General features: G+C 68.3%; 17 protein-coding genes. 15 read left to right on the top strand and 2 right to left on the bottom strand.

Annotated features, from left to right (window positions below; all coding sequences use genetic code 11):
* Nucleotides 1–103 precede the first annotated feature (103 nt).
* From prsT to AC0V2Y_RS22400, 3 genes are read left to right on the top strand one after another with little or no spacing between them, the layout of a single operon-like run.
* Complete coding sequence (gene prsT, locus AC0V2Y_RS22410) at nucleotides 104–2,887, top strand: XrtA/PEP-CTERM system TPR-repeat protein PrsT (RefSeq protein ID WP_475416027.1); 2,784 nt, start codon at nucleotides 104–106, stop codon at nucleotides 2,885–2,887.
* A gap of 3 nt (nucleotides 2,888–2,890) precedes the next feature.
* Nucleotides 2,891–5,362 (top strand): hypothetical protein, encoded by a 2,472-nt coding sequence (locus AC0V2Y_RS22405; RefSeq protein ID WP_475416028.1) that lies wholly within the window; start codon nucleotides 2,891–2,893, stop codon nucleotides 5,360–5,362.
* A complete protein-coding gene (locus AC0V2Y_RS22400; protein ID WP_475416029.1) occupies nucleotides 5,359–6,141 on the top strand; it encodes a S1 family peptidase in 783 nt (260 codons plus the stop codon). Before AC0V2Y_RS22405 ends, AC0V2Y_RS22400 begins: the two co-directional genes overlap by 4 nt.
* A gap of 3 nt (nucleotides 6,142–6,144) precedes the next feature.
* Here the strand turns inward: AC0V2Y_RS22400 and AC0V2Y_RS22395 are convergent, their stop codons facing one another.
* The gene (locus AC0V2Y_RS22395) at nucleotides 6,145–6,891 is read right to left on the bottom strand and encodes an N-acyl amino acid synthase FeeM domain-containing protein (RefSeq protein ID WP_475416030.1); all 747 of its coding nucleotides are present in this window, start codon (nucleotides 6,889–6,891) and stop codon (nucleotides 6,145–6,147) included.
* Nucleotides 6,892–7,091: 200 nt separating this feature from the next.
* A complete protein-coding gene (locus tag AC0V2Y_RS22390; RefSeq protein WP_475416031.1) occupies nucleotides 7,092–7,715 on the bottom strand; it encodes an XrtA/PEP-CTERM system exopolysaccharide export protein in 624 nt (207 codons plus the stop codon).
* 243 nt (nucleotides 7,716–7,958) lie between these two features.
* On the opposite strand from AC0V2Y_RS22390, the gene AC0V2Y_RS22385 reads away from it, so the two are divergent.
* From AC0V2Y_RS22385 to AC0V2Y_RS22330, 12 genes are read left to right on the top strand one after another with little or no spacing between them, the layout of a single operon-like run.
* A complete protein-coding gene (locus AC0V2Y_RS22385; protein WP_475416032.1) occupies nucleotides 7,959–9,488 on the top strand; it encodes an XrtA system polysaccharide chain length determinant in 1,530 nt (509 codons plus the stop codon).
* Nucleotides 9,489–9,507: 19 nt separating this feature from the next.
* Nucleotides 9,508–10,359, top strand: coding sequence for an XrtA-associated tyrosine autokinase (locus AC0V2Y_RS22380; protein WP_475416033.1), 852 nt, complete (start codon nucleotides 9,508–9,510; stop codon nucleotides 10,357–10,359).
* Nucleotides 10,343–11,872 (top strand): TIGR03016 family PEP-CTERM system-associated outer membrane protein, encoded by a 1,530-nt coding sequence (locus AC0V2Y_RS22375; RefSeq protein ID WP_475416034.1) that lies wholly within the window; start codon nucleotides 10,343–10,345, stop codon nucleotides 11,870–11,872. The genes AC0V2Y_RS22380 and AC0V2Y_RS22375 overlap by 17 nt, the downstream gene beginning before the upstream one ends.
* Nucleotides 11,873–11,882: 10 nt before the next feature.
* Nucleotides 11,883–13,043 (top strand): non-hydrolyzing UDP-N-acetylglucosamine 2-epimerase, encoded by a 1,161-nt coding sequence (gene wecB / locus AC0V2Y_RS22370; protein WP_475416035.1) that lies wholly within the window; start codon nucleotides 11,883–11,885, stop codon nucleotides 13,041–13,043.
* The gene (locus AC0V2Y_RS22365) at nucleotides 13,040–13,900 is read left to right on the top strand and encodes an XrtA system polysaccharide deacetylase (RefSeq protein ID WP_475416036.1); all 861 of its coding nucleotides are present in this window, start codon (nucleotides 13,040–13,042) and stop codon (nucleotides 13,898–13,900) included. The genes wecB and AC0V2Y_RS22365 overlap by 4 nt, the downstream gene beginning before the upstream one ends.
* Nucleotides 13,900–14,979, top strand: coding sequence for a FemAB family XrtA/PEP-CTERM system-associated protein (locus tag AC0V2Y_RS22360; RefSeq protein ID WP_475416043.1), 1,080 nt, complete (start codon nucleotides 13,900–13,902; stop codon nucleotides 14,977–14,979). The genes AC0V2Y_RS22365 and AC0V2Y_RS22360 overlap by 1 nt, the downstream gene beginning before the upstream one ends.
* A 15-nt stretch (nucleotides 14,980–14,994) precedes the next feature.
* The gene (locus AC0V2Y_RS22355) at nucleotides 14,995–16,290 is read left to right on the top strand and encodes a TIGR03087 family PEP-CTERM/XrtA system glycosyltransferase (protein ID WP_475416037.1); all 1,296 of its coding nucleotides are present in this window, start codon (nucleotides 14,995–14,997) and stop codon (nucleotides 16,288–16,290) included.
* Nucleotides 16,287–17,885, top strand: a complete 1,599-nt coding sequence (gene xrtA / locus AC0V2Y_RS22350; RefSeq protein ID WP_475416038.1) for an exosortase A — start codon at nucleotides 16,287–16,289, stop codon at nucleotides 17,883–17,885. Before AC0V2Y_RS22355 ends, xrtA begins: the two co-directional genes overlap by 4 nt.
* A complete protein-coding gene (locus AC0V2Y_RS22345) occupies nucleotides 17,875–19,089 on the top strand; it encodes a TIGR03088 family PEP-CTERM/XrtA system glycosyltransferase (RefSeq protein ID WP_475416039.1) in 1,215 nt (404 codons plus the stop codon). The genes xrtA and AC0V2Y_RS22345 overlap by 11 nt, the downstream gene beginning before the upstream one ends.
* 10 nt (nucleotides 19,090–19,099) lie before the next feature.
* Complete coding sequence (locus tag AC0V2Y_RS22340) at nucleotides 19,100–21,085, top strand: XrtA/PEP-CTERM system amidotransferase (RefSeq protein ID WP_475416040.1); 1,986 nt, start codon at nucleotides 19,100–19,102, stop codon at nucleotides 21,083–21,085.
* Nucleotides 21,086–21,088: 3 nt separating this feature from the next.
* The gene (locus AC0V2Y_RS22335; protein ID WP_475416041.1) at nucleotides 21,089–22,312 is read left to right on the top strand and encodes a TIGR04063 family PEP-CTERM/XrtA system glycosyltransferase; all 1,224 of its coding nucleotides are present in this window, start codon (nucleotides 21,089–21,091) and stop codon (nucleotides 22,310–22,312) included.
* On the top strand, nucleotides 22,309–24,744 hold the full coding sequence (locus AC0V2Y_RS22330; RefSeq protein WP_475416042.1) for a glycosyltransferase: 2,436 nt from the start codon (nucleotides 22,309–22,311) through the stop codon (nucleotides 24,742–24,744). The genes AC0V2Y_RS22335 and AC0V2Y_RS22330 overlap by 4 nt, the downstream gene beginning before the upstream one ends.
* Nucleotides 24,745–25,019: the final 275 nt, after the last annotated feature.

Genomic DNA, 25,019 nt, shown 5'->3' with positions numbered 1-25,019 from the left:
GCGGACAATCGGCGGCTTGTTGAGCGCAATCAAGGAGACCGGCGGCCATCTTTTTAAGCTAGGCCATGCTCATCGTTCATGCATGCCGCTACCGGAGACTTCCATGGCCCGTTCCCTGCCCCGCCCTTTCCCAGGCCTGCCGGCCGCCGCGCTGTGCTGCACCCTGCTGCTGCCCTTGCTGACGGGCTGCCACGGCACGCAGAGCAGCGAAAGCCTGCTGGCCGACGCGCAGCAGTACCGGCAGAAAGGCGAGGCGCGGGCCGCCATCATCCAGTTGAAGAACCTGCTGCAAAAGGAGCCGGACAATGCGGCCGCGCGCTTGCTGCTGGGTAGCATCTATATCGACACGGGCGAGGCCCTGTCGGCCGAGAAAGAATTGCGCAAGGCAAAATCGTTGGGCCTGTCGGCGCAGCAAGTGATGCCATTGCTGGGCAAGACCTGGCTGATGCTGGGCCAGTTCGACAAGGTGCTGGCCGAGATCGCCGACGATGCGGCGCAGCCGGCCAGCGTGCTGGCCCTGCGCGGCGACGCCCTGCTGGCACTGGGCCGCCAGGACGAGGCGCGCGCCCTGTTCTCGCGCCTGCTGGAAGCCCATCCGGACCAGGTCGAGGCATTGCTGGGCCTGGCGCGCCTGGCGGCGCTGCAGCAGCAGGTGACGGCGGCCGAGCTGCTGCTGGCGCAAGCCCTGAAAAACGCGCCCGCCAACCTCGACGCCTTGCGCCTGCAGGGCGACCTGCTGCGCCTGCAAGGCAAGAACGGCGCGGCGCGCCTCGCCTACATGCAGATCCTCAAGATCAAACCGGACAATACCCAGGCGCACATCGACCTGGCCAACCTCGACATCGTGGAAAACCGCTACCCGGAAGCGGCGGCCCAGCTGGCCACGGCGCGCAAATCGGCGCCCAACAGCCTGGGCCTGCTGCAGGCGCAGGCGTTGCTCGATTTTCGCCAGGGCAAGCACAAGGCGGCCTTGCAAGGCTTGCAGCTGGTGCTCAAGGCGGCGCCCGACCACATGCCGTCCATCCTGCTGGCCGGCGCCGTGCAATTGGCGCTCAGTTCGCCGCAACAGGCGGAAAACTATCTGCGGCGCTTCCTGGCCGTGTATCCGAAACACCTGTATGCAGTCAAGATGATGGCGTCGATTGAATTGATGCGCAACAAGACCGACGCGGCCATCGACTTGCTGCAACCGATGCTGGCCGCCTTCCCCGACGACGTGGAATTGCTGTCGCTGGCCGGCGAAGCCCACTTGCGCGCGCGCCGCTACGACAAGGCGACGGCGTATTTCGAACAAGCCAGCACCCTGGCGCCGGACACGGCCAGGCTGCATGCGGCGCTGGGCATCAGCCGCCTGGGCATGGGAGAGAACAGCCGCGCCATCAATGAACTGGAACGCGCCAGCATGCTCGACAAGAGCACGCCGCAGGCGGGCACCATGCTGGTGATGACCTTGCTGCGCAACAAGCAGAACGACAAGGCCCTGGCCACGGTCAAGATGATGGAACAGCAGCAGAAAGGCACGAATCCCTTGCTGCTGAACCTGAAAGGCGGCGTCTACCTGGCCTTGCGCGACTTGCCCGCCGCGCGCGCCAGTTTCGAGCAAGCCCTGGGCATGGACCCTGTCTATCTGCCCGCCCTGAACAACCTGGCGCAGATCGACCTGGCGGAGAAAAAGCCGGAGCAGGCAAAACAGCGCTTCGAGCGGGCGCTGGCGAAGGCGCCGAAAAATGCCGACCTGTGCGCGGCGCTGGCCAAGCTGGCCGCATCGCAGGGCAAGACGGACGAGGCGCGGCGCTGGCTCGAACGGGCCCACCGCGACAATCCCGACGCCGTCGCGCCGGCCCTGCTGCTGAGTAACTTCTACCTGAAGACGGGCGCACCCGACAAGGCGCTGGAACTGGCACGCACCTTTCAGACGGGCCATCCGGGCGACGCCGATGCGCTGGCCCTGCGCGCCCAGGTCGAATACAGCGCCGGCCAGGCGCCGGCCGCGCTCGATAGCTACAACAAGCTGGCCAGCCTGCAAACCACGTCCGCGCCCCTGCAGATGCGCATCGCCAGCCTGCACCTGGCGCTGGGCGACCACCATAATGCGCTGCAAGCCGTCAAGCGGGCGCAGGCGCTTGACCCGTCCCTGCTCGAAGCGCGCGTGGTGGAAGTGGCTCTGCTGCTGAACCTGAATCGCCAGCGCGAGGCGCTGGCCGTGGCGCGGCAGGTACAGGAACAGCAGCCGAAGCTGGCGGCCGGCTACAAGCTCGAGGGCGACGTGCTGATGGAACAGAAGCTGCCGCAGCAAGCCGTCAAGCTGTACCAGCACGCGTTCGACATCAGCCCCATCGGCCCGCTGCAGGTGCAGCTGTACCGCGCCTTGCAGGCGTCGGGCCAGGAGCGCGACGCCGAGGCGCGCATGGCCGCCTGGCTCAAGGAACATCCGGAAGACGTGCCGACGCACACCTACCTGGCCGGCACACGGCTGGCGGCGAAACAATACCGCGCCGCCATCGAGCACTTCCAGTATGTGGTGGCCAAGGACACGGACAATGTCGTGGCGCTGAACGACCTGGCCTGGGCGTATCAGCAGGAAAAAGATCCGCGCGCGCAAGCCACGGCCGAGCAGGCGCTCAAGCTGGCGCCCGACAATCCCGCCGTGCTCGACACCCTGGGCTGGATCGTACTGGAACGGGGCGACGTCCCGCGCGCCACGGCCCTGCTGCGCAAGGCGGCGGGGCTGGCGCCGACATCCCCCGAAGTGCTGTACCACCTGGGTGCGGCCCTGGCGAAAGCGGGCGACAAGGGCGGCGCGCGCAAGCAACTGGAACAATTGCTTGCCGCCAACAAGGACTTTCCGCAGCGGGCCGCGGCGCAGGCCTTGCTGACCCAGCTGTAAGCCATGGCCATGCACGCTGCCATGCCCGGGCTGGCGGCGCGGCCGCTGGCCCTGCTGGCGGGCGCGGCCTGCGCGCTGGCCTTGCGCCACTATCCGCTGGGCCACGGTTGGCCCGGCCTGCTGTTTGCCATCCTGCTGCCAGCCTATTTCCTGCTGCTGTGCTGGCGCCCCGCCTGCTGGCTGTTCTGCGTGCCCGCCCTGCTGCCCGTGCTCGACCTGGCGCCGTGGACGGGCTGGTTCTTCCTCGAGGAAATCGACGTGCTGCTGTTGCTGACGGTGGCGTGCGGCTACTGGCGCCTGGGCGGCCCTGTCCAGAGCGCCGCGGCCACGCTCTCGCCCGCCGCCCGCGCCTGTCTGCTGCTGTGCAGCCTGGCCTGGCTGGCGGCCGTGCTGCGCGGTGTGCTGCCGCTGGCGCCGCTCGACCTGAATGCCTGGGATAATTATTTGAGCCCCTACAACAGCCTGCGGCTGGGCAAGGCCTGGGCCTGGAGCATGCTGCTGCTGCCGCTGCTGCTGCGCGACGGGGATCCTTCCGCCCTGCGCCGCTACGCGCTGCCGGGCATGCTGGCCGGGCTGGCGATGGTGTCGCTGTTCGCGCTGTGGGAACGGGCCGTGTTTCCCGGCCTGTCGAACCTGTCGAGCGACTACCGCATCACGGCGCCGTTTTCCGCCATGCACACGGGCGGCGCCGCGCTCGATGGCTACCTGGCCCTGAGCCTGCCGTTTGCCGCGCTGTGGCTGGCGCGCGCCCGCAGCCGCTGGCAGGCGGCGCTGGCCATGCTGCTGCTGGCCCTGGCCCTGCACGCGGCGTTCACCACCTTTTCACGGGGCTTGTATGCGGCGCTGGCGGCGGCCATGCTGCTGGGATTCTGGCAAACCCTGCGCACGCCGCCCGGCGCGGCGCGGCGCCCGCCCGGCCGCCCGCCCGTGCGCGGTGTGTTGCTCAGGCTGCTGCTGGCCGGTCTGGGCACCGGCCTGCTCGTGTACATGTTCAGCCTGGCCGGCTACCGGGGCTTGCTCGCCGCCGTGGTCCTGCTCGCGGCCAGCTTCGTGCTGGCCGCGCGGCCCTTGCCGTGGCGTTTGGCGCCGGCCAGCCTGCTGTGCGCGCTGTGCCTGCAGGGTTTGCTGGCCGCCTGGTGGCCGGAGCCGCTTGATCAGCACACGGCCGGCTGGCTGAAAGGCCCGTATTTCCTGTTCCTGCTGGCGGCCGTGCTGCTGGCGGCCATGCTGTGGCCCGGCGCTGGCGCCGCCAAGGGGCCAGCCAGGCTGGGCGTGGCGATGATGGCGTGGACCATGCTCGCATGTAATCTCGCCTGGATAGGCTGGCACTGGGCCGGTGCTGGCGCGCTGCTGCCGGCCGGCCTGGTCGTGCTGCTGGCCATGCTGATGCTGGGCAACGGACGCCTGCGCCCGCCCCTGTGGCGGCTGGACCGGGCCAGCCTGAGCATCGCGGGCGCGGCCGGCATCCTGCTGCTGCTGGCCATCCCCGTCTCGGCCAGCTATTACGCCACCGAGCGTTTCGCCACCACGGCCTTCGACATGCAGGGCCGCTTGCGCCATTGGCGGCAAGCGCTGGCCATGCAGCCAGCCGACTGGGGCGAGCGCCTGTTCGGCATGGGCATGGGCAGCTTTCCCGCCACCTATTACTGGCACAATCCCCAGCGCGAAGTGCCGGCCACCATCACGTATGCCGAAGAAGGGGGGAATCGCTATGTGCGCCTGGCCAGTCCCGGCTACAGCGCCGGCTATGGCGAACTGCTGCGGCTGCTGCAGCGCGTGCGCGTGCAGCCCGCCACGCGCTACACCCTGGCGCTGGACGTGCGCCGAAGCGGCCCCATGCCCGTGCTGCAGGTGCGCCTGTGCCAGCGGCAATTGCTGTATGCGCAAGGCTGCGTGTCCGTCCCCCTGCGCCTGCGTCCTCATCCGACCGGCAGTCCGGCGGCGGTCTGGCAGCACTACGACGTGCCGTTCGACAGCGGCTGGCTGGGCGCGGGCGCCTGGCTGCTGCGCCCGCCCGTGCAGCTGGAACTGGCGGCCAGCGGCACGGCTGACTCGTCCGTGCTCGAAGTCGACAATCTGAGCTTGCGCACGCCCGGCGGCGAGGAATTGCTCGCCAACGGACGCTTTACGCAGGCCAACAATTACTGGTTTTTCAGCAGCGACCACCATCACTTGCCATGGCATATCAAGAGCATGGCGCTGCACGTGCTGGTGGAAACGGGCTGGTGCGGCGCACTGGCCATGCTGGCCCTGCTGGCCATGGCCGGCACGCGCCTGCTGCGCCAGGCCAGGGGGGGCGATCCAGGCGCGCTGGCCTGCGCCGCCGCCCTGCTGGGTTTTCTCGTCGTCGGCCTGTTCGACAGCCTGCTCGACGTGCCGCGCATCGCCTTGCTGTGCTATCTGTTGCTGCTGTGCGCGCTGCTGAGGCCCGCCCACTCCCCGCCACCTCCTGCCCTTGAAAGCGCGCCGCCATGAAAGCCCTGCCGTTGACATTCCCCTTCGCCCTGCTCACCTGCCTGGCCTGGCTCCTGGCCTGCGCGCCGTGCCGCGCCGACGCATCGCTGGCGCAGACCATCGCGCGCGTCAAGCCGTCGATCGTCGGCGTGGGCAGCCTGCAAAAGACGCGCACGCCGCCGATGAATTTCATCGGCACGGGTTTCGTGGCCGGCGACGGCTTGAGCGTGCTGACGTGCGCGCATGTGATCCAGAAACTGCTCGACGCGAATCCGAACGAAGTCATCGGCATACTCACGGGCCAGGGCGAGGTGGCGCAATTTCGCCCCGCCAAAGTCCAGGCGCTGGACACGGAACACGACCTGGCCTTGCTGCGCCTGGCGGGCGCGCCGCTGCCCGCCCTGGCGCTGGGCGACGCTGCCACGGTGCGCGAGGGCCAGGCCCTGGCTTTCACGGGTTTTCCGCTCGGGACCTTGCTCGGTTTGCACCACGTGACGCACCGCGCCACCGTGTCATCGCTGACGCCGGTGGTCATGCCCAGCGAAAACGCGCAGCGCCTCGACGTCCGGCGCCTGGCGCAGCTGCAAAAGGCGCCCTACACCGTGTTCCAGCTGGACGCGACGGCGTATCCGGGCAGCAGCGGCAGCCCGCTGTTCGATCCCGAGACCGGTCTCGTCTACGGCATCGTCAACATGGTGTACGTCAAGGGCCTGAAGGAGGCCGCCATCAGCGCGCCGAGCGGCATCACCTACGCGATTCCGGGCGGCTACATGCAGGCGATCTTACTGAAAAGCAAATAAACCTCAGTTGCGCCCTTGCCTCAGCCGGTCGGTAATGCCGGGCTCATCCCATGTCGGAAAAAAAAAGGGGTAAAACGACCGTTCACCCCCATGCTGTTCCATCAGGCCACCGTATTTGCGGATCTGGGCCCCCATGTAGTCGAGGTCCAGCCGTAGCAGCACGGCCGGCGCCCCCACGCGCGTGCACTCGCGCTCGCCGCCGAAGTCCTGGAAGCCCAGCATGCGCTTGTAAAACACCACGTGGCGCGGATTGACTTCGATCACGTAATCCGTAAAGCCGTGAATATTGTGGGCATAGATATAAGAAATATGAATCAGCGCCGCAAACACGCGCTTGCTCACACCCTTGTCGATGGCCAGGCGCGACGGCTCGCACAGGCGCCGGCCCTGCTCGCGCAGGACGTCGAGCTTGTCGCGGAAGTTTTCATCGGCCGGCAAGCCCGTCTCGTCATTGTCGAGGCACAGGGTCATGGTGCCGACGGTGGTGCCCGCCGTTTCCGCGAACAAGGTGATCTTGTTCAAGGCGTGCGCGATGCCGGGATCGACGGCATAGCCGCGCCAGCCGTACATCTTGCGGATCAGCAAGCTGGCCGCTTCACGCCGGCCACGCGAATTGGCCATGCGGATATGAAAGCGCTGCAGGTCGAGCTCATGCTCCATGGCCGGGTCGATCTGCCCCTCGCCCACCACCAGGTCGCTGAAAGTACCGGGCGTGTCGAAGGAAATAATGGGTTCATCTTCAAAGCTCATCTTGTCCTCACGTTCATCGGCAGCCGTCGAGACGGACTGAAGCCAATGCCTTGTGACAAGACAAAAACGGGAGAAGTTCCCACCTTTAGCTAAAAAAACAGAAGAAATCTGTCTTTAGATAGCAAAATAACACGATGAAATTTGCCGAAAAGTACAAAATGACAAATATAAGTGCTGTTTTGATATTGTCGAGCCCGCTGTTAAAAAAAGCTTTCCGGGATCAATAAAACGTCGCCCGGCCGCATCATGACATTCGCGGAAATATCGCCCTCCTTCAATAAATCGTCGAGCCGCACGCGCAGCTGCTGCTGGCTGCCCTCGCGCACGCGGATGATGCTGGCCTTGTTGCCGGCCGCGAAATCGGTGATGCCGCCCACGGCGATGAGCACGTCCATCAGCGACATGCCGAGCCGGTACGGCAGCGCCTGCGGCTTGGCCGCCTCGCCGATCACGCGGATCTGCTCGCCATACGGCCCCGAGAAATTGGTGACGATGACCGTCACCACGGGCTGCTGGATGAACTTGCTCAAGGCTTGCTCGATGTCGCGCGCCAGCTGGGTCGACGTCTTGCCGCTGGCCTCCAGGTCTTCCACCAGCGGCGTGGTGATCTTGCCGTCCGGCCGCACGGCCACCGTCAGCGACACTTCCGGATTGCGCCAGACGATGATGTTGACGGAATCGCCCGGCCCGATCAGGTAATCGTGCATGGGCGCGCTGTCGTCGGCGGGCGCCAGCGGATAGCGGGTGCGGCAGCCTCCCAGCAGGCCGGCGGCACCGGCCAGGAGCAGCGTGTTGCAGACAAATGCACGGCAAAACGGATTCATGCGGAGCCTCTTCGAGTCGATGGCGCGTCCATGGCCGGCCCCGCAGAACCAGCCTGGGCCGCGAACTTCCTATGATTATTAAAAGCCGGCAAGTGAACCTTGAGGCGTATCAAGAAGCAATCATCTTGGGAAATCTTGCTCGACAGGCGCCCTATACTTTGCTTACTCAACAGACAAGCATTTCTTGCAAGACGCCGTCGCCCGCCCGTCTGCCGTGCAGCACCGTTACCTGAAGGAAGCGACATGGAGCAATTGATACAGCAACTGCTTTCCAGCCTGAAAGGCATCTGGAAATACCGCTGGCATGCGGTGCTGGTGGCGTGGCTGGTGGCCATCGTCGGCTTCATCAAGGTGATCAGCCTGCCCGACGACTTCCAGACGTCGGCGCGCGTGTTTGTCGATACGCAAACCATCCTCAAGCCGCTGATGGCCGGCATGACCAGCGTGCCGAACACGGAACAGCAGGTGGCCATCATGAGCCGCACCCTGCTCAGCCGGCCCAACGTGGAGCGCGTCATGCGCATGGTCGACCTCGACCTCGATTCGAAGACCGTGCGCGAGCACGAGGCCCAGCTCGATGACCTGATGAGCCGCATCAAGATCACCGGCACCAACGCCTATGACATCTACACCATCAGCTACAGCGGGCGCAACCCGAAGCTGGTGCGCGACGTGGTGCAAAGCCTGCTGACCATCTTTGTCGAAGGCAGTTTCCAGGGCAAAAAGGGCGATTCGCAGAAGGCGGTGCAATTCATCGACGAGCAGATCAAGAATTACGAGGACAAGCTGAGCGCGGCGGAAAACCTGGTGAAGGAATTCAAGATCCGCAACAACCTGCTGCTGCCGCGCCAGGGCATCGACTACGGCAGCCAGCTGCTGATGTCGTCCGATAGCCTGAACAATGCCAAGCTGGAGCTGGTCGAGGCGGAACAGGCGCGCAAGGCCATCCAGAGCCAGATCGAGGGCGACGAGCCCGTGCTCGACATGGAGCCGAACGCGTCGTCCATCACGAATCCCGAACTCGACGAGCGCATCGCCTCGCTCAACAAGAACCTCGACAACCTGCGCATGCAATTTACGGAATTGCATCCCGACATCATCGCCTCGAAGCGCCTGGTGGCCCAGCTGGAAGAGCGCAAGATCGAGGAAAGCAAGCTGAAAACGGCGTCCGGCGACCCGGGCAAGAACTACAGCCCCATGCTGCAGCAGCTGAAGGTGGCGCTGACGGACGCGGACGCCAAGGTGGCCGCCATCCGCGCCCGCGTGCAGGAATACAGCGCGCGCAATGAACGGCTGCTGGCGCAGAGCAATGCCGTGCCCGAGGTGGAATCGCAGCTGGCACAGCTCAACCGCGACTACATCATCAACAAGGAAAACTATGAAAAGCTGATCGGCCGGCGCGAAGCGGCCAAGCTGTCGGGCGAACTCAGTTCCACCACCGAGATGATGGCCTTCAAGATCATCGACCCGCCCACGGTGCAATATGCGCCCGTCGGCCCGAACCGCCCGCTGCTGTTCAGCGCGGCGCTGGGCGTGGCCCTGGTGGCCGGCGTCGCCGCGGCCCTGCTGATCAGCCAGGTGCGCCCCACCTTCCTCAGTCCGTCCGAACTGCGCGACGCGACGGGCTTGAACGTGCTGGGCACGGTATCGATGAACTGGACGCCGCTGCAGCAGGTGCGCCGCCGCCGCGCCCGCTATGGCTTCGGCGCCTGCCTGGGCAGCCTGTTCGTGCTGTACGGCGGGGTCATGACGGCCGCGCTGCTGAAATTCTAGAGCCACCAGGGGAGCGACGATGAGCAGCAAGGACAGCGGCAAGCAGGAACCCACGATCCTGGGCGTGGCCGAGGCCAGCGTGCCCTATGGTGCGGATGGTCCGGAGGTGGCCGCTGGCGCGGATGGCGCGCAGGCGGCCCGCTCGCCCCAGTACCGGCCCCTGAACCTGGCCCGGCTGGCCGAGCAGGGCATGCTCACGCACGATGGCGGGCGCAGTTCGGTGGCCGAGGATTTCCGCATCATCAAGCGCCCGCTGCTGCGCCAGGCGCGCGCCAGCGGCGCCGAGGCCATCCGCCACGGCAACCTGATCGTCGTCACCAGCGCCATGCCCGGCGAAGGCAAGACGTATTGCGCCGTCAACCTGGCCATGAGCATCGCCATGGAAATGGATATCACAGTGCTGCTGGTCGATGCCGACGTGGCGCGCCCGTCCGTGCTGAAAGTGCTGGGCCTGCCGCCCGAGCCGGGGCTGATGGACGTGCTGCTCGACCCGCAGCTGGCGATGGCGGACGTGATCCTGAAAACCAACGTGGCCAACCTGAGCATCCTGCCCGCCGGGCGCAGCAACAAGCATGCGACGGAACTGCTGGCCAGCCGGGCCATGAGCCGCTTGCTGGCCGAGATCGCCAGCCGCTACGCCGACCGCGTCGTCGTCTTCGACTCGCCGCCCCTCTTGATCACCAGCGAGGCGCACGCGCTGGTGGGACAGATGGGCCAAGTGGTGATGGTGGTCGAGGCGGAAACGACGACCCAGCACGCCGTCAAGGAAGCGCTGCGCCAGATCGACTCGTGCGAGCACATCCATTTAATCTACAACAAGACCAGATCATTCCCCGGCAACGACTACTACGGCTATGGCCATTACGATTAGCCGCCGGGTTCCGCTGCCGCTGCTGCCGTTCCTGTCCCTGCTGCTGCCCGCGCCGGCCGGCGCCGTCGACTGGCTGGTGAAACCGTCGCTGCGCCTGCGCGAAAGCTATACGGACAATGCCTTGCGCGCGCCGCCCGGCCAGGCGCAATCGGACTTCATCACGGAAATCGCGCCCGCCATCGCCCTCATCGGCACGGGCCCCCGCCTGCGCGTGCACCTCGACTACAGCTGGCACAAATACCTGTCGGGACAGCGTGCCGATACCGATAACCACCAGCTGCACGCCTCGGCCGACGCCGAGCTGGTGAAGGACTGGTTCTTCATCGATGCCGATGCCAGCGTGAACCGGCGCAACATCTCGCCGTTCGGTCCCCAATTGATCGACGACCTGCCCGACACGGACAATGCCAGCACCGTGCGCACCACCGGCATCAGCCCGTATTTGCGCCACCGCTTCCGCGGCCTGGCCACGGCGGAGCTGCGCTACACGCGCAACACGGTCGACAGCGGCGGCGACTTGTTGTCCGTGCACAGCGATGAAATGGAATTGCTGCTCAGCGGCGAGCCGCGCGCCGGCGGCTGGACCTGGAACGCCAGCCACGACGTGCGCCGCACGCAGGACAGCAAGCTGGCGCCCGTGCGCATGCAGCGCAGCAGCGTGGGCCTGCGCTATCCGTTCAGCAGCAAATGGGCGGCCACGGCCAGCGGCGGCCTGGAAAAGGAAGGCTATATCTCTACCAGCGGCAAGGCGCCCGAGGGGCGCTTCTGGTCGCTGGGCGGCGTGTGGACGCCATCGCCGCGCACCAGCGTGGCCTTCAGCACGGGCAAGCGCTTCTTTGGCACCACCTACAGCCTGGATGCCAACTTCCTGCAGCGCCATACCAACTGGCAACTGAGCTACAGCGAAAACATCACCACCATGCCGACGCAATTTTCTCGCCTGGGAAACCGCGACGCGGCCCAGTTGCTCGATCAGTTATGGCGCGGCATCTTTCCCAACACGCGCGACCGGCGCCTGCGCATCGATGCCTTCCTGCGCTACGCCAACAGCCTGGGGCCGGAACGGGGCGCCATCAATTACTTCAGCCACCGCTATTTCCTGCAAAAACAGCTGAAGCTGACGATGGCGCGCGCCACGGCGAAAAGCACGATGATCGCCGGCATCACGGTTGTCGACCGTACGGCGCAGACGGCCAGCGGCATCGACAGCGGCTTGCTGCCCGGCGTGGAATTCGGCAGCGAAGACCGCACGCGCCAGATCGGCGGCAACCTGGGCTGGAGCTGGCAAGCCAGTGCGCGCACCAGCGTGAATCTCAATGGCGGCTACGCCAGCGTGCGCTCGCTGAGCGTGCCCCGGCGCGACAACAACATCACCATGACGGCCGGCTACAACCGCATCCTGCAGCCGGACATGACGGCCAGCATCGAGCTGCGCCACACGCGCCACGCCAGCAACCGGGGCGGCGATTACCGCGAGAACGGCGTCAGCGCCACGCTCATCATGCAATTCTAAGGAGGCCGCAATGTCCGACCCCTCTTTTGCGTCCGCCGCGCCGGCGCACCTGCTGTGCGTGGTGGCCGCGCGCCCCAACCTGATGAAGATGGCGCCCATCCTGGCCGCCCTGGCCCGCCAGGCGCCGGCCGTGCGCGTGACCTTGCTGCATACGGGTCAGCATTACGACACGGCCATGAATGGACAGTTGTTTACGGACCTGGGCCTGCGCCCGCCCGACATCGCCCTCGACGTCGGCTCGGGCAACCACGCGCAGCAGACGGCCGAGATCATGCGCCGCTTCGACGCCGTGCTCGACGCCCATCCGCCGCTGGCGCCCGATGCCGTGCTGGTGGTGGGCGACGTCAATTCCACCCTCGCTTGCGCGCTGGTGGCGGCCAAGCGGGACATCCCCGTGATCCACGTCGAGGCGGGCCTGCGCAGCGGCGACCGGCGCATGCCCGAGGAAATCAACCGCGTGCTGACGGATCAATTATCGAGCCTGCTGCTCACCAGCGAGGCAGGCGCGCGCGCCAACCTGCTGCGCGAAGGCATCGCTCCCGAACGCATCCATTTCACGGGCAACGTCATGATCGACAGCCTGCGGCGGCAGCTGCCGCGCGCCGTCAAGCCGGCCGCCACCCTGCGCGCGCACGGCCACGCCTGCCCGCCCGCGTATGGCCTGCTGACCCTGCACCGGCCGTCGAACGTGGATGACCCGGCGCAGCTCGCCGCGCTGCTGCAGGCGCTGGGGCAGCTGTCGCGCCAGCTGCCGCTGCTGTTCCCCATCCATCCCCGTACCCTGGCCGGCCTGCGCCTGGCGGGCCTGGAACCCGTGCTGGCGCGGCATGCGATCATCCGCCTGCCGCCGCTGGGCTACCTGGAAATGCTGGGCCTGATGCAAGAGGCGCGCCTGGTGCTGACGGATTCGGGCGGCATCCAGGAAGAAAGCACGGCCCTGGGCGTGCCCTGTTTGACCCTGCGCGCCAACACGGAGCGGCCCGTCACCGTGAGCGACGGCACGAACACGCTGGCCGGCACGGAGCCGGCCGCCATTCTGGCGCTGGCGCGCGCCATCCTCGACACGGGCGGCAAGCGGGGCCGCATACCGCCCCTGTGGGATGGCCACGCGGCCACGCGCATCGCCGCCATCGTCGCGCCCTGGCTGGCGGCGCGCCGGGGCACGCCATGACGGCGCCTGCGCTGCCGCCGGCGCTGAAGAATGCGCTCACCATCGACGTGGAAGACTATTTCCAGGTGTCCGCCTTCGCGCCGCACATCGCCCGCGCCGACTGGCCCCGCCTGGAATGCCGGGTCGAGGCGAATATCGAGCGCATCCTGCTGCTGCTGGAGAGCCGGCGCATCCACGCCACCTTTTTTACGCTGGGCTGGATCGCCGAACGCTATCCGGCCATGCTGCGCCGCGTGGCCGCCGCCGGGCACGAGGTGGCCAGCCACGGCTATGCCCACCTGCGCGCCAACGAGCAGCCGGCCGCGCAGTTCGCCGACGACGTGCGCCGCAGCAAGGCCATCCTGGAACAATTGACGGGGCTGGCCGTGCGCGGCTACCGGGCGCCCAGCTTTTCCATCGGCGCGGCCAATCTGTGGGCCTTCGACGTGCTGCAGGAAGCGGGCTACCGCTACAGTTCCAGCATCTACCCGATCCGCCACGACCATTACGGCATGCCCGACGCGCCCCGCTTCGCCTGGCGCCCGCGCGGGCCGCACGGCGTGCTGGAACTGCCCGTCAGCACCGTGCGCCTGCGCGGACGCAACCTGCCGGCCGGCGGCGGCGGCTATTTCAGATTGATGCCGTATGCACTGTCGCGCTGGCTTTTGCGACGCATCAATTCGCGCGACGGGCAAGCTGGCATATTCTATTTTCATCCTTGGGAACTCGATCCCGGCCAGCCGCGTCCACTTGGTCTCAGCGCCAGGACGCGCTTTCGCCACTACCTGAACCTGGGGCGCATGGAAGCGCGGCTGGGGCGACTGACGCGCGACTTCGCCTGGGACCGCATGGACCGTATTTTTCTGGAAAGCACATGATGCACGAGGCCAGCCTTCCTCCCGACTACGCGCCGTCCAGCGCCGCCATCGCCGTGCGCTCCCTGCAGGCGCACGAGCATGCACGCTGGGATGCCTTTGTCGATACTTGCCAGCAAGCGACCTTCTTTCACCGGGCGGGCTGGCAAACCATCATGGAGCAAGGTTTCAAGCACGACAGCTATTTCCTGTACGCGGAACAGGACGGGCGCATCGCCGGCGTGCTGCCGCTGGCCCATCTGCGCAGCCGCCTGTTCGGCGCATCGCTCGTCTCGCTGCCGTTCTGCGTCTACGGCGGCATCGCCGGCGGCGGCGCGGCCGTGCGCCAGGCGCTCGACAGCGCCGCGCTGGCGCTGGCGCGGCGCCTCGGCGTGGGCCACCTGGAATACCGCTGGCGCGAAGCGCCGGAAGACATGGAGACTTCCTGGCTGCACAAACCCCTGTACGCGACCTTCCGCCGGCCGTTAAGCCCAGATGCCGAGCAGAATCTGCTGGCCATACCCCGCAAGCAGCGCGCCGTCGTGCGCAAGGCCATGGCGGGCGGCCTGCACAGCGCCATCGACTACGACCTGCGCCATTTCTACCCGATCTATGCGGCCAGCGTGCACCGGCTGGGCACGCCCGTCTTCGCGCAGCGCCATTTTTCCCTGCTGCGCACGGTCTTCGGCGACGCCTGCGACATCCTCACCGTGTACCACGGCCAACAGGCGCAGGCCAGCGTGCTGCTGTTCTATTTCCGCGATGAAGTATTGCCGTATTACGGTGGCGGCACGCCGCTGGCGCGCAGCACGGGCGCCAACGACTTCATGTACTGGGAAGCGATGCGCCGCGCCTGCGCACGCGGCTACCGCCTGTTCGATTTCGGCCGCAGCAAGCTGGGCACGGGCGCCTTCGACTTCAAGAAGAACTGGGGTTTTAGTGCGCAGCCGCTGCCGTATGCCTGCCAGCTCGTGCGCGCCAGGGCCTTGCCGGAAGTCAATCCCCTGAATCCGAAATACGCGCTGTTCATCCGCGCCTGGCGCCGCCTGCCGCTGCCGCTGGCCAACCTGCTGGGGCCGCACATCGTGCGGCAACTGGGCTAAGCAAGGGGACACACCATGCGCGAACTCCTGTTCCTCTCCCACCGTCTGCCGTATCCGCCCAACAAGGGCGACAAGATACGTTCGTGGCACATGCTGCAATACCTGAGCCGGCATTTCCGCGTGCACCTGGGCTGCTTCATCGACGATGACGACGACTGGCAGCACGCGAAAACCGTGGCCGCCCTGTGCGCCAGCACGCGCTTCATCGGCTTGCGGCGCACTACGGCCCGCTGGCGCGCCACGCAGGCGCTGCTGTCGCGGCAAGCCATGAGCGTGCAGTATTACCGCGATGCGCGGCTGCTGCAATGGGTCGAAGGCGTGATCTCGACCGGCAAGGTGCGCCACGCGCTGGCCTTTTCCGGCCCCATGGCGCAATACATCGACGGCAGCGCGGGCCGCGCCTTGCACCGCGTCATCGATTTCGTCGACGTCGATTCCGACAAGTGGCGCCAGTACGGCGACAGCAAGCCCTGGCCCATGTCGCAGCTGTACCGCCGCGAAGCGCATCTGCTGCTGCAGTACGAGCGCCATATCGCCCAGCAGTTCACGGCCGCCAGCTTCGTCTCGCCGGCCGAAGCGGCCCTGTTCCGCCAGTGCGCCCCGATGGCGCGGCGCAAGACGGGCCATGTCAACAACGGCGTCGACACGGCATATTTCACGCCCATGCCGGCCCAGCCCGGCGTATATCCGCCCGGCGTGCAGGCGCTGGTGTTTACGGGCGCCATGGATTACTGGCCGAACGTCGACGCCGTGCAATGGTTCGTGCGCCACGTCTGGCCCGCCCTGCGGCGCCAGTTTCCCCAGCTGCGGTTCTATATCGTCGGCAGCGCGCCCGTGCCCGCCGTAACGGCGCTGGCCAAGACTCCTGGCGTGGTGGTGACGGGCAAGGTGCCCGACATCCGCCCCTACCTGGCCGGCGCGGCCCTGGCCGTGGCACCGCTGCGCATCGCCCGCGGCGTGCAGAACAAGGTACTGGAAGCGATGGCGATGGGCAAGATCGTGCTGGCCACGCCGCAGGCGCTGGAAGGCATCGCCGCCCAGCCGGGCCTGGAACTGCTGCTGGCGCGCGACGACGCCGAATTCATCCACCATGCGGCGCGCGTGCTGCGCCATGCCCAGGGCGACGCGGCCGAAGGCAGCGGCGCGGCCATCGGCGCGGCGGCGCGCCAGCTGGTCCTGCAGGATTACGACTGGGAACGCAATCTGCGGGGCCTGGGCGCCATGCTGGGACTGCCTGCCGAGGCCGGGACCGATGCGGCTGGCAGCGGCGCCGCCGCGCCTTTGCTGCCGGCGCGGGAGCCCTCCACATGAGCTTGCAGCTCGACAGCGCCACGCGTTTGCCGGACGCGGCCGTCCTGCCGCGGGGCCGGCGCCAGGCCGCCCTGGCGGCCCTGCTGCTGGCCCTGGCCGCCGTCGTGCTGCTGTACCACGCCACCTTCTGGTCGATGGTGGAACTGTGGTCCCGCTCGCAAACGTTCGCGCACGGCTTCTTGATCGTGCCCATCAGCTGCTGGCTGGCCTGGCGCCAGCGGGACCGCCTGGCCGCGCTGGCGCCCCAGCCGTCGCGGCAGGGCTTGCTGCTGCTGGGCGCGCTGGGTCTGGCCTGGCTGCTGGCCGACGCCGCCAACGTGCCCGTGGTGGAACAATATGCGGCCACGGCCATGCTGCCCGCCTGCGTGCTGGCCATCCTCGGCTGGCCGGCCGTGCGCCTGCTGGCCTTTCCGCTCGCGTATCTGTTCCTGGCCGTGCCGTTTGGCGAAGTCTTCCTCGACCCGCTGATCGACTTCACGGCCGCCTTCACCGTCACGGCGCTGCAATGGACGGGCGTGCCCGTGTTTCGCGACGGCAGCAATTTTTCTTTGCCCTCCGGCAACTGGTCGGTGGTGGAGGCGTGCAGCGGCTTGCGTTACCTGATCGCCGCGCTGGCCCTGGGCGCCCTGTTCGCCCACGTCAACTGCCACAGCGCGCCGCGGCGCGTGGCCGTCATGGCCGCCGCCCTGCTGGTACCCATCCTGGCCAATGGCGTGCGCGCCTACCTGATCGTGATGCTGGGCCACCTGAGCAATATGCGCCTGGCCGTGGGCGTCGACCACCTGATCTATGGCTGGCTGTTCTTCGGCGTGGTGGCGCTGCTGCTGTTCTGGCTGGCCGCGCGCTGGCGCGAACTGCCGCCGGCGCCGATCTTGCCACCCACGTTGCCACCCGTCCTGCCGCCCCGGCCTGTCGCTGGTGGCGTTGCGGCCAGCCCGCGCGCCGCCGTGCGCGCCAGCATCGCCTGCCTGCTGCTGGCGGCGCTGTGGCCGGCGCTGGCCTTCGCCAGCCAGCGCCAGGATGGCATGGCGGCGCCCGGCTCCCCCGCCGTGCTGGCCTTGCCCGATCCGCCCGCCTGGCGGCGTCTGCACGCCGCGGCGCCCCTCTGGCAGGCGCCGTATGCGGGCGCGCCCGCGCGCTTTGCCGCCACGTATGCGCGCCGGGATGGCGACGGCGCGCCGGTGGGCTTGCAGCTGCACTGGTATGCGCGCCAGGCGCGCGATGCCGAACTGCTGACGCACCAGGCCCTGCCCTACGGCCCCCGCTGGATGGCACTGGCGCAGCGCGTGCGGCCCGTCACCCTGGCCGGCGGCCCCATGACCGTGCGCGAAAGCGTGCTGGCGCACGGCGGCGAGCGCCTGCTCGTGTGGCGCCTCTACCGCCAGGGCGGCATCGTCACGGCCCGGCCCGTGCTGGTGAAACTGCTGCTGGCGCAAGCCAAGCTGCTGGGCAGGCGCCAGGATGGCGCCGACATCCTCGTCTTTGCCGCCTACGACGAGCTGGCGCCGCCGCCGCACGCGCGCCTGCAAGCCTTCCTGCAAGCGGCGCTGCCCGTCATCGAACAACGCCTGCAGGAGCTGCCGCATGGCCCTTGACTTCGATACCGGCGGCACGCGCCAGGCTGCCGCAGGGCCCGGCGGCGCCCCCCTGATCGTGCACGTGATCCACCAGCTCGACGTGGGCGGGCTGGAAAACGGCCTGGTCAACCTGATCAACCATTTGCCGCCCGGGCGCTACCGGCACGCCATCGTCTGCCTGAAGAACGCCACCGCGTTTCGCCAGCGCCTGACCACCCCTGGCGTCGACGTGATCAGCCTGGACAAGCGCGAAGGCAAGGACTGGCGCCACTACCTGCGCCTGTACCGCGTGCTGAAACAGCTGCGCCCGGCGCTCGTGCATACGCGCAACCTGGGTTGCCTCGAGGCGCAGCTGCTGGCCTGTCTGGCCGGCGTGCGCCTGCGCGTGCATGGCGAGCACGGGCGCGACATGAGCGACCTGCACGGCACCCGCCGCAAATACCGGCTGCTGCGCAAATGCATGCTGCCGCTGGTGCAGCACTTCATCGCCGTCAGCGCCGACCTGGGCCACTGGCTGGTGGACGCCATCGGCGCGGCGCCCACGCAGGTGTCGCACATCGGCAATGGCGTCGACAGCGTGCAATTCCATCCGCGCCTGGGGCCGCCCGCCGCCGTGGGCCCGCCCGGTTTCCTGTGCAACGGCGCCTTCGTCATCGGCAGCGTGGGCCGCATGGCCCCCGTCAAGGATCCCGCCTCGCTGGTGCGGGCCTTCCTGCTGCTGCTGGCCCAGCCGGGCGCCCGCGCGCGCCTGCGGCTGATCATCGTCGGCGACGGGCCGTGCCGCCAGGCTTGCCTGGAGCTGCTGCAACAGGCCGGCGCGGCCCATCTGGCCTGGCTGCCCGGCGCGCGCGACGACGTGGCGCAGCTGCTGCGCGCCATGGACCTGTTCGTGCTGCCGTCCCTGGCCGAAGGCAGCTCGAACACCATCCTCGAAGCGATGGCGACGGGGCTGCCCGTCGTCGCCACGCAGGTGGGCGGCAACGCGGAACTGGTGCAGTCGGGCTGGAGCGGCACCCTGGTGCCGCCCGGTTCGCCCGAGATGCTGGCCGACGCCATGCTCGACTACTACAGCATGCCGGAACTCGGTCCGCGCCATGGCGCGCGCGGGCGGCGCCAGGTGCTGGCCGAGCACAGCCTGCCCGCCATGGCCGGCGCCTATCTGGCCGTGTACGACCGCCTGACGGGCGCGCGCCAGCCCTCTCCCCTGTCCACCACTCCCTGAAAGGCCTCCCATGTGCGGCATCAGCGGCATCTTTGATTTGCAGGGCCAGCGCGACATCGACGTGCTGCTGCTGGCGCGCATGAACCACAGCCTGCGCCACCGGGGGCCGGACGAAGGCGGATTGCACCGCGAGCCGGGACTGGGCCTGGCGCACCGGCGCCTGTCCGTGATCGACCTGGCCAGCGGCCAGCAGCCGCTGTTCAACGCCGACCGCAGCATCGCCATCGTCTTCAATGGCGAAATCTATAACTATCGCGGCCTGATGGCGGAATTGCGCCAGTTCGGCCACCCCTTCCGCACCAGCAGCGACACGGAAGTCATCGTCCACGCCTGGGAGCAATGGGGCGAACAATGCGTGCAACGCTTGCGCGGCATGTTCGCCTTCGCCCTGTGGGACCGCCGGCGCCATGTGCTGTTCCTGGCGCGCGACCGCCTGGGCGTCAAACCCCTGTACTACGGCGAGGCGCAGGACGGCACCCTGCTGTTCGGCTCCGAACTCAAAGCCCTGCTCGCGCATCCGGCCATGCCGCGTGAACTCGACCCGCTGGCCGTGGAAGAGTATTTCGCCTATGGCTACGTACCCGAGCCGCGCAGCATCTTCCAGCACGCGCGCAAGCTGCCGCCCGGGCATACCCTCTCCATCCGCGCCGGCCAGCCGCTGCCCGCGCCGCAAGCATACTGGGACATCCCGTTCACGCCGAACCCGCCCGCCAGCGAGGGGCAGGCGGCCGACGAACTGCTGGCGCGCCTGCGCGAAGCGGTGCGCATCCGCATGGTGGCCGAAGTGCCGCTGGGGGCATTCCTGTCCGGCGGCGTCGATTCGAGCGCCGTCGTGGCGCTGATGGCGGGCGCCAGCGCCACGCCCGTCAACACCTGCTCCATCTCGTTCGGCGACCCGGCGTACAACGAGGCGCGCTACGCCGACCTGGTGGCGCGCCGCTACGGCACGGCGCACCACGCGCGCCAGGTCGAGCAGGACGACTTCGAGCTGATCGACCTGCTGGCCAAGCTGTACGACGAACCGTTCGCCGACAGTTCCGCCATGCCCACGTATCGGGTGTGCCAGCTGGCGCGCCAGCGGGTCACGGTGGCCCTGTCGGGCGACGGCGGCGATGAAAGCCTGGCCGGCTACCGGCGCTACCGCCTGCACACGCGCGAGGAAAAAGTACGCAAGGCGATGGACCCGCTGCTGCCGGCCGGCTTGCGCCAGTCACTGTTCGGCACCCTGGGGCGGCTGTACCCGAAGGCCGACTGGGCGCCGCGCTTCCTGCGCGCCAAGACCACCTTCGAGGGCCTGGCGCGCGATACGACGGACGCGTATTTTCACGGCGTCAGCCTGCTGGGCGACGCCATGCGCGCGCGCCTGTTCAGCCCCGAGCTGCGACGCAGCCTGCACGGCTACCGCGCCGTGGAAGTGCTGCGCCGCCACGCGCTGGCCAGTCCCGCGCAGGATCCGCTGTCGCAGGTGCAGTACCTGGACCTGAAAACCTACCTGCCCGGCGACATCCTCACGAAAGTCGACCGGGCCAGCATGGCGCACGCGCTGGAAGTGCGCTCGCCCCTGCTCGACCATGAACTGGTGGCGTGGATGTCCGGCCTGCCGCCGCAATTCAAGCTGCGGCGCGGTGTCGGCAAGTATCTGCTGAAAAAAGCCCTGCGCCCGCTGCTGCCAGACACCCTGCTGTACCGCCAGAAGATGGGCTTTTCCATCCCGCTGGCCGACTGGCTGCGCGGCCCGCTGCGCCAGCGCCTGCAGCAGCGGCTGCTCGGACCCACCCTGGCGCAGTGCGGCCTGTTCGACATGGATTACGTGCGCCTGCTGCTCGAGCAGCACGCGAGCGGGCGGCGCGACTACAGCGCGCCCCTGTGGGCGCTGCTGATGTTCGAGGCCTTTTTGCGCCAGGTTGCAACGGGGTCAGACCCGTTGGGGGAATATGGCCCAATGGGCCGTATTCCGCTCCCGCAGGGACTGACCACAACATCCGTCCCAGGTTAATCCATGCGCATCCTGCACATCCTCGACCACTCGCTGCCCCTGCACAGCGGCTACACGTTTCGCACCCTGGCCATCCTGCGGCAGCAGCGCGCGCTGGGCTGGGACACCATGCAGCTCACGAGTGCCAAGCAGGGTCCGGCCGACGGCGCGCAGCAGCTGGTCGACGGCTGGCATTTCTACCGCACGGCGCCCGATGCGCGCTGGTGGGCGCGCCTGCCCGTGCTGCGCCAAGTGGCCGTCATCGTCGGCCTGGCCGTGCGTTTGCGCAAGCTGGCGCAACGGCTCAAGCCCGACATCCTGCATGCGCATTCACCCGCCCTGAACGCCGTCGCCGCCCTCAACGCGGGCCGCGCGCTGGGCATCCCCGTCGTGTATGAGGTACGCGCCTTCTGGGAAGACGCGGCCGCCGACCATGGCAGCAGCCGCTCCGGCGGCTTGCGCTACCGGCTCACGCGGGCGCTGGAAACCTATGCGCTGCGTCGCGCCGACGCCGTCACCACGATCTGCGAGGGCTTGCGGCACGAACTGTGCGCGCGCGGCGTGCCCGCGCATAAGATCACGGTGATCCCGAACGCCGTCGATACGGGCGCCTTCCATGCCTCCCACAATCCGGCATTGGCCCGCACGCTGGGTTTGGATGGTCATCCTGTTATCGGCTTCATCGGCTCGTTCTATGCCTACGAGGGCCTGGCCCTGCTGCTGCGCGCCATGCCGCGCATGCTGGCGGCGCAGCCGGCATTGCGCCTGCTGCTGGCCGGCGGCGGACCGCAGGACGCGCCGCTTCGCGCGCTGGCGGCGCAGCTGGGCATAGAGCACGCCGTGGTCTTCGCGGGCAGGGTGCCGCATGCGCAGGTGGCCAGCTATTATCAGCTGGTCGACATCTGCGTGTATCCGCGCCTGCCGATGCGCCTGACGGAGCTGGTGACGCCCTTGAAACCGCTCGAGGCGATGGCGCAGGGGCGTCTCGTGGTGGCGTCCGACGTGGGCGGCCACCGCGAACTGGTCGAGCATGGCGCGACAGGCATGCTGTTTCGCGCCGGCGACGCCGAAGCGCTGGCGCAAACGGTATTGAACCTGCTGCTGGCCCCGGCCAGCTGGCCGCCGCTGCGGCGCCAGGCGCGCGCCTTCGTCGAGACGGAGCGCAGCTGGGGCGCCAGCGTGGGCCGCTATGCGCCCGTGTATGCGCGCGTGGCGGCGGCACGCATGGCGCCGGGAGCGACGCCATGATCTTCACGGGCCTGCGCATCGCGCTGGTCGGCCCGCTGCCGCCGCCGGCCGGCGGCATGGCGAATCAGACGGCGCAGCTGGCGCGGCTGTTGCGCGAGGACGGCGCGCAAGTGCAGCTGCTGGCCGTCAACGGCCCCGTCCTGCCGCCCTGGCTGGCGCGCATCCGCTACCTGCGCGCCGCGCTGCGCCTGCCCTTGCACCTGTGGCGTCTGTGGCGCGCCGCCAATACGGTCGACCTGTTCCACATCATGGCCAATTCCGGCTGGTCCTGGCACCTGCAGGCCGCACCGGCCCTGTGGATCGCCAGCCTGAAAGGCAAGCCCGCCCTGCTCAACTACCGGGGCGGCGAAGCGGCCGCCTTTTTCGCCCGCTCGCCGCGCCTGGTGGCGTTCAGCCTGCGCCGCGCCAGCGCCATCGTCGTGCCGTCGGCCTACCTGGCCGGCGTCTTCGAGCAGCATGGCCATACGGCCCACATCGTGCCGAACGTGGTGGACTTGCAGCGCTTTGCGCCGGCCGCGCCGCGTGCGCCAGGCGATACCGGCCCGTGCATCCTCGTGGCGCGCCATCTGGAAAGCCTGTACGACAATGCCAGCGCCGTGCGCGCCTTCGCCATCGTGCGCGAGGCTTTTCCCGCGGCGCGCCTGGTGCTGGCCGGCGGCGGGCCGCAGCGCGCGGCGCTGGCGCGCCTGGCCAGGTCGCTCGGCGTGAAGGATGCCGTGCGCTTCGCCGGCCCCGTCGACAACGCCGCCATGCCGGCCCTGTACCAGGCCGGCGACATCGTCCTCAACCCCAGCCTGGCCGACAACATGCCCAATTCCGTGCTCGAGGCGCTGGCCTGCGGCGTGCCCGTCGTCAGCACCAACGTGGGCGGCATCCCCGCGCTGCTGCAGGACGGCGTGACGGCCCTGCTGGTGCCGCCCGCAGATCCGGCCGCCATGGCGCAGGCCATCCTGGCGCTGCTGCGCGATCCGCCGCGCGCGCAGGCGCTGGCAAACGCGGGCCTGGCGCATGCGGCCGCCTTCGGCTGGCCCGGCATCGCGCCCAGGCTGGCCGCCCATTACCGCCGTATCCGCGCCGCGCCGCGTCCCGGCGCCTACACGCGCCTCGTCGCCCACTGGCTGTTTCCCCTGCATGAATGGTTCAAGGGCCACCACAGCGTGCGCCTGCTGCGCCGGCTGGAACGCTCGCAGTGGTGGAGCGCAGAACAGCTGCAAGAATGGCAGCTGGCGCGCCTGCGCGCGCTGCTGCGCCACGCGGGCGCGCACGTGCCCTACTATCGCGCCCTGTTCGCCCGCAGCGGTTTCGACCCGGAACAGCTGCGCCAGCTTTCCGACCTGTCGCGCCTGCCGCTGCTGCGCAAACGCGATATTGCCAGCGCGCGCGACAGCTTCAAGTCCGCCCGCGCCGTGGGCTTGCGGCCGTTCGCCACGGGCGGCTCCAGCGGCGAGCCGCTGCAGTTCTTCCTGGGTCGGCGCCGCATCAGCCACGACATCGCCGCCAAGTGGCGCGCCACGCGCTGGTGGGGCGTCGACATCGGCGACCGCGAAGCCGTGCTGTGGGGCTCGCCCATCGAACTGCACGCGCAGGACCGCGTGCGCCGCCTGCGCGACGCACTGCTGCGCACCACCCTGCTGCCCGCGTTTGCCATGTCGCCCGCGCGCCTCGACGATTATGTCAGGCAGCTGCGCCGCTGGCGTCCGCGCATGCTGTTCGGCTATCCGTCCGCCCTGTGCCGCATCGCCAGCCACGCCAGCGCGCGCGACCTGCCGCTCGACGGCCTGGGCGTGAAAGTGGCGTTCGTCACCGCAGAACGCCTGTACGACGAGCAACGCGCGCAGATCGCCGCCGCCTTCGCCTGCCCCGTGGCGAACGGCTACGGCGGGCGCGACGCGGGCTTCATCGCCCACGAATGCCCGGACGGCGGCATGCACATCACGGCCGAAGACATCATCGTGGAAATCCTTGATGGCAATGGCCAGCCGCTGCCGCCAGGGGCCACGGGCGACATCGTCGTCACCCACCTGGCCACGCAGGACTACCCCTTCATCCGCTACGCCACGGGCGACGTGGGCGCGCTGGGTGCCGAACCCTGCACCTGCGGCCGCGGCCTGCCCCTGCTGCAGAAAATCGAAGGGCGCAGCACGGATTTCCTCACGGCCGTCGACGGCACCGTCATGCACGGCCTGGCCCTCGTCTACATCGTGCGCGAACTGCCGCAGGTGCGCAGCTTCAAGATCATCCAGGAAAGCCTGCTGCGCACGCGCGTGCTGCTGGTCTGCCTGCCGCGCCTGGACGACGCCACGCGCAGCGCCATCGTCACCGGCTTCCGGGCCAGGCTGGGCGCGCAAGTCGACATCGCCATCGAGGAAGTCGACGAGATCGCGGCGGAGGCGTCGGGCAAGTACCGCTATGTGGTGAGCGAGGTGGCCTAGCAAGAAGGCCTGCAGCGATACCAGATAATTCTTGTTCACCACGCGGCCATGCCGGTCCAGCTCTACCGACCACACTCCCAGCTCCGCGTCCAAGCGGTTCTCGAACCACAGCCGCTCGGCGCAAGGCACCGCGCATGGCGTGGAGGAATATTGTTTGAAGGCGACGCCTTCACGCTCCACATGGGTGGGCGTACCGAAGCGGGCAAGCACCGCTTGCCGCGTATCTCCAGGCTGAAGCTGATAAAACGCCACCTTGCGGCGATATAGCAGGCAGG

This window comes from Janthinobacterium sp. BHSEK, assembly GCF_056174685.1.
This window is presented reverse-complemented; position numbering and strand designations above follow the sequence as displayed.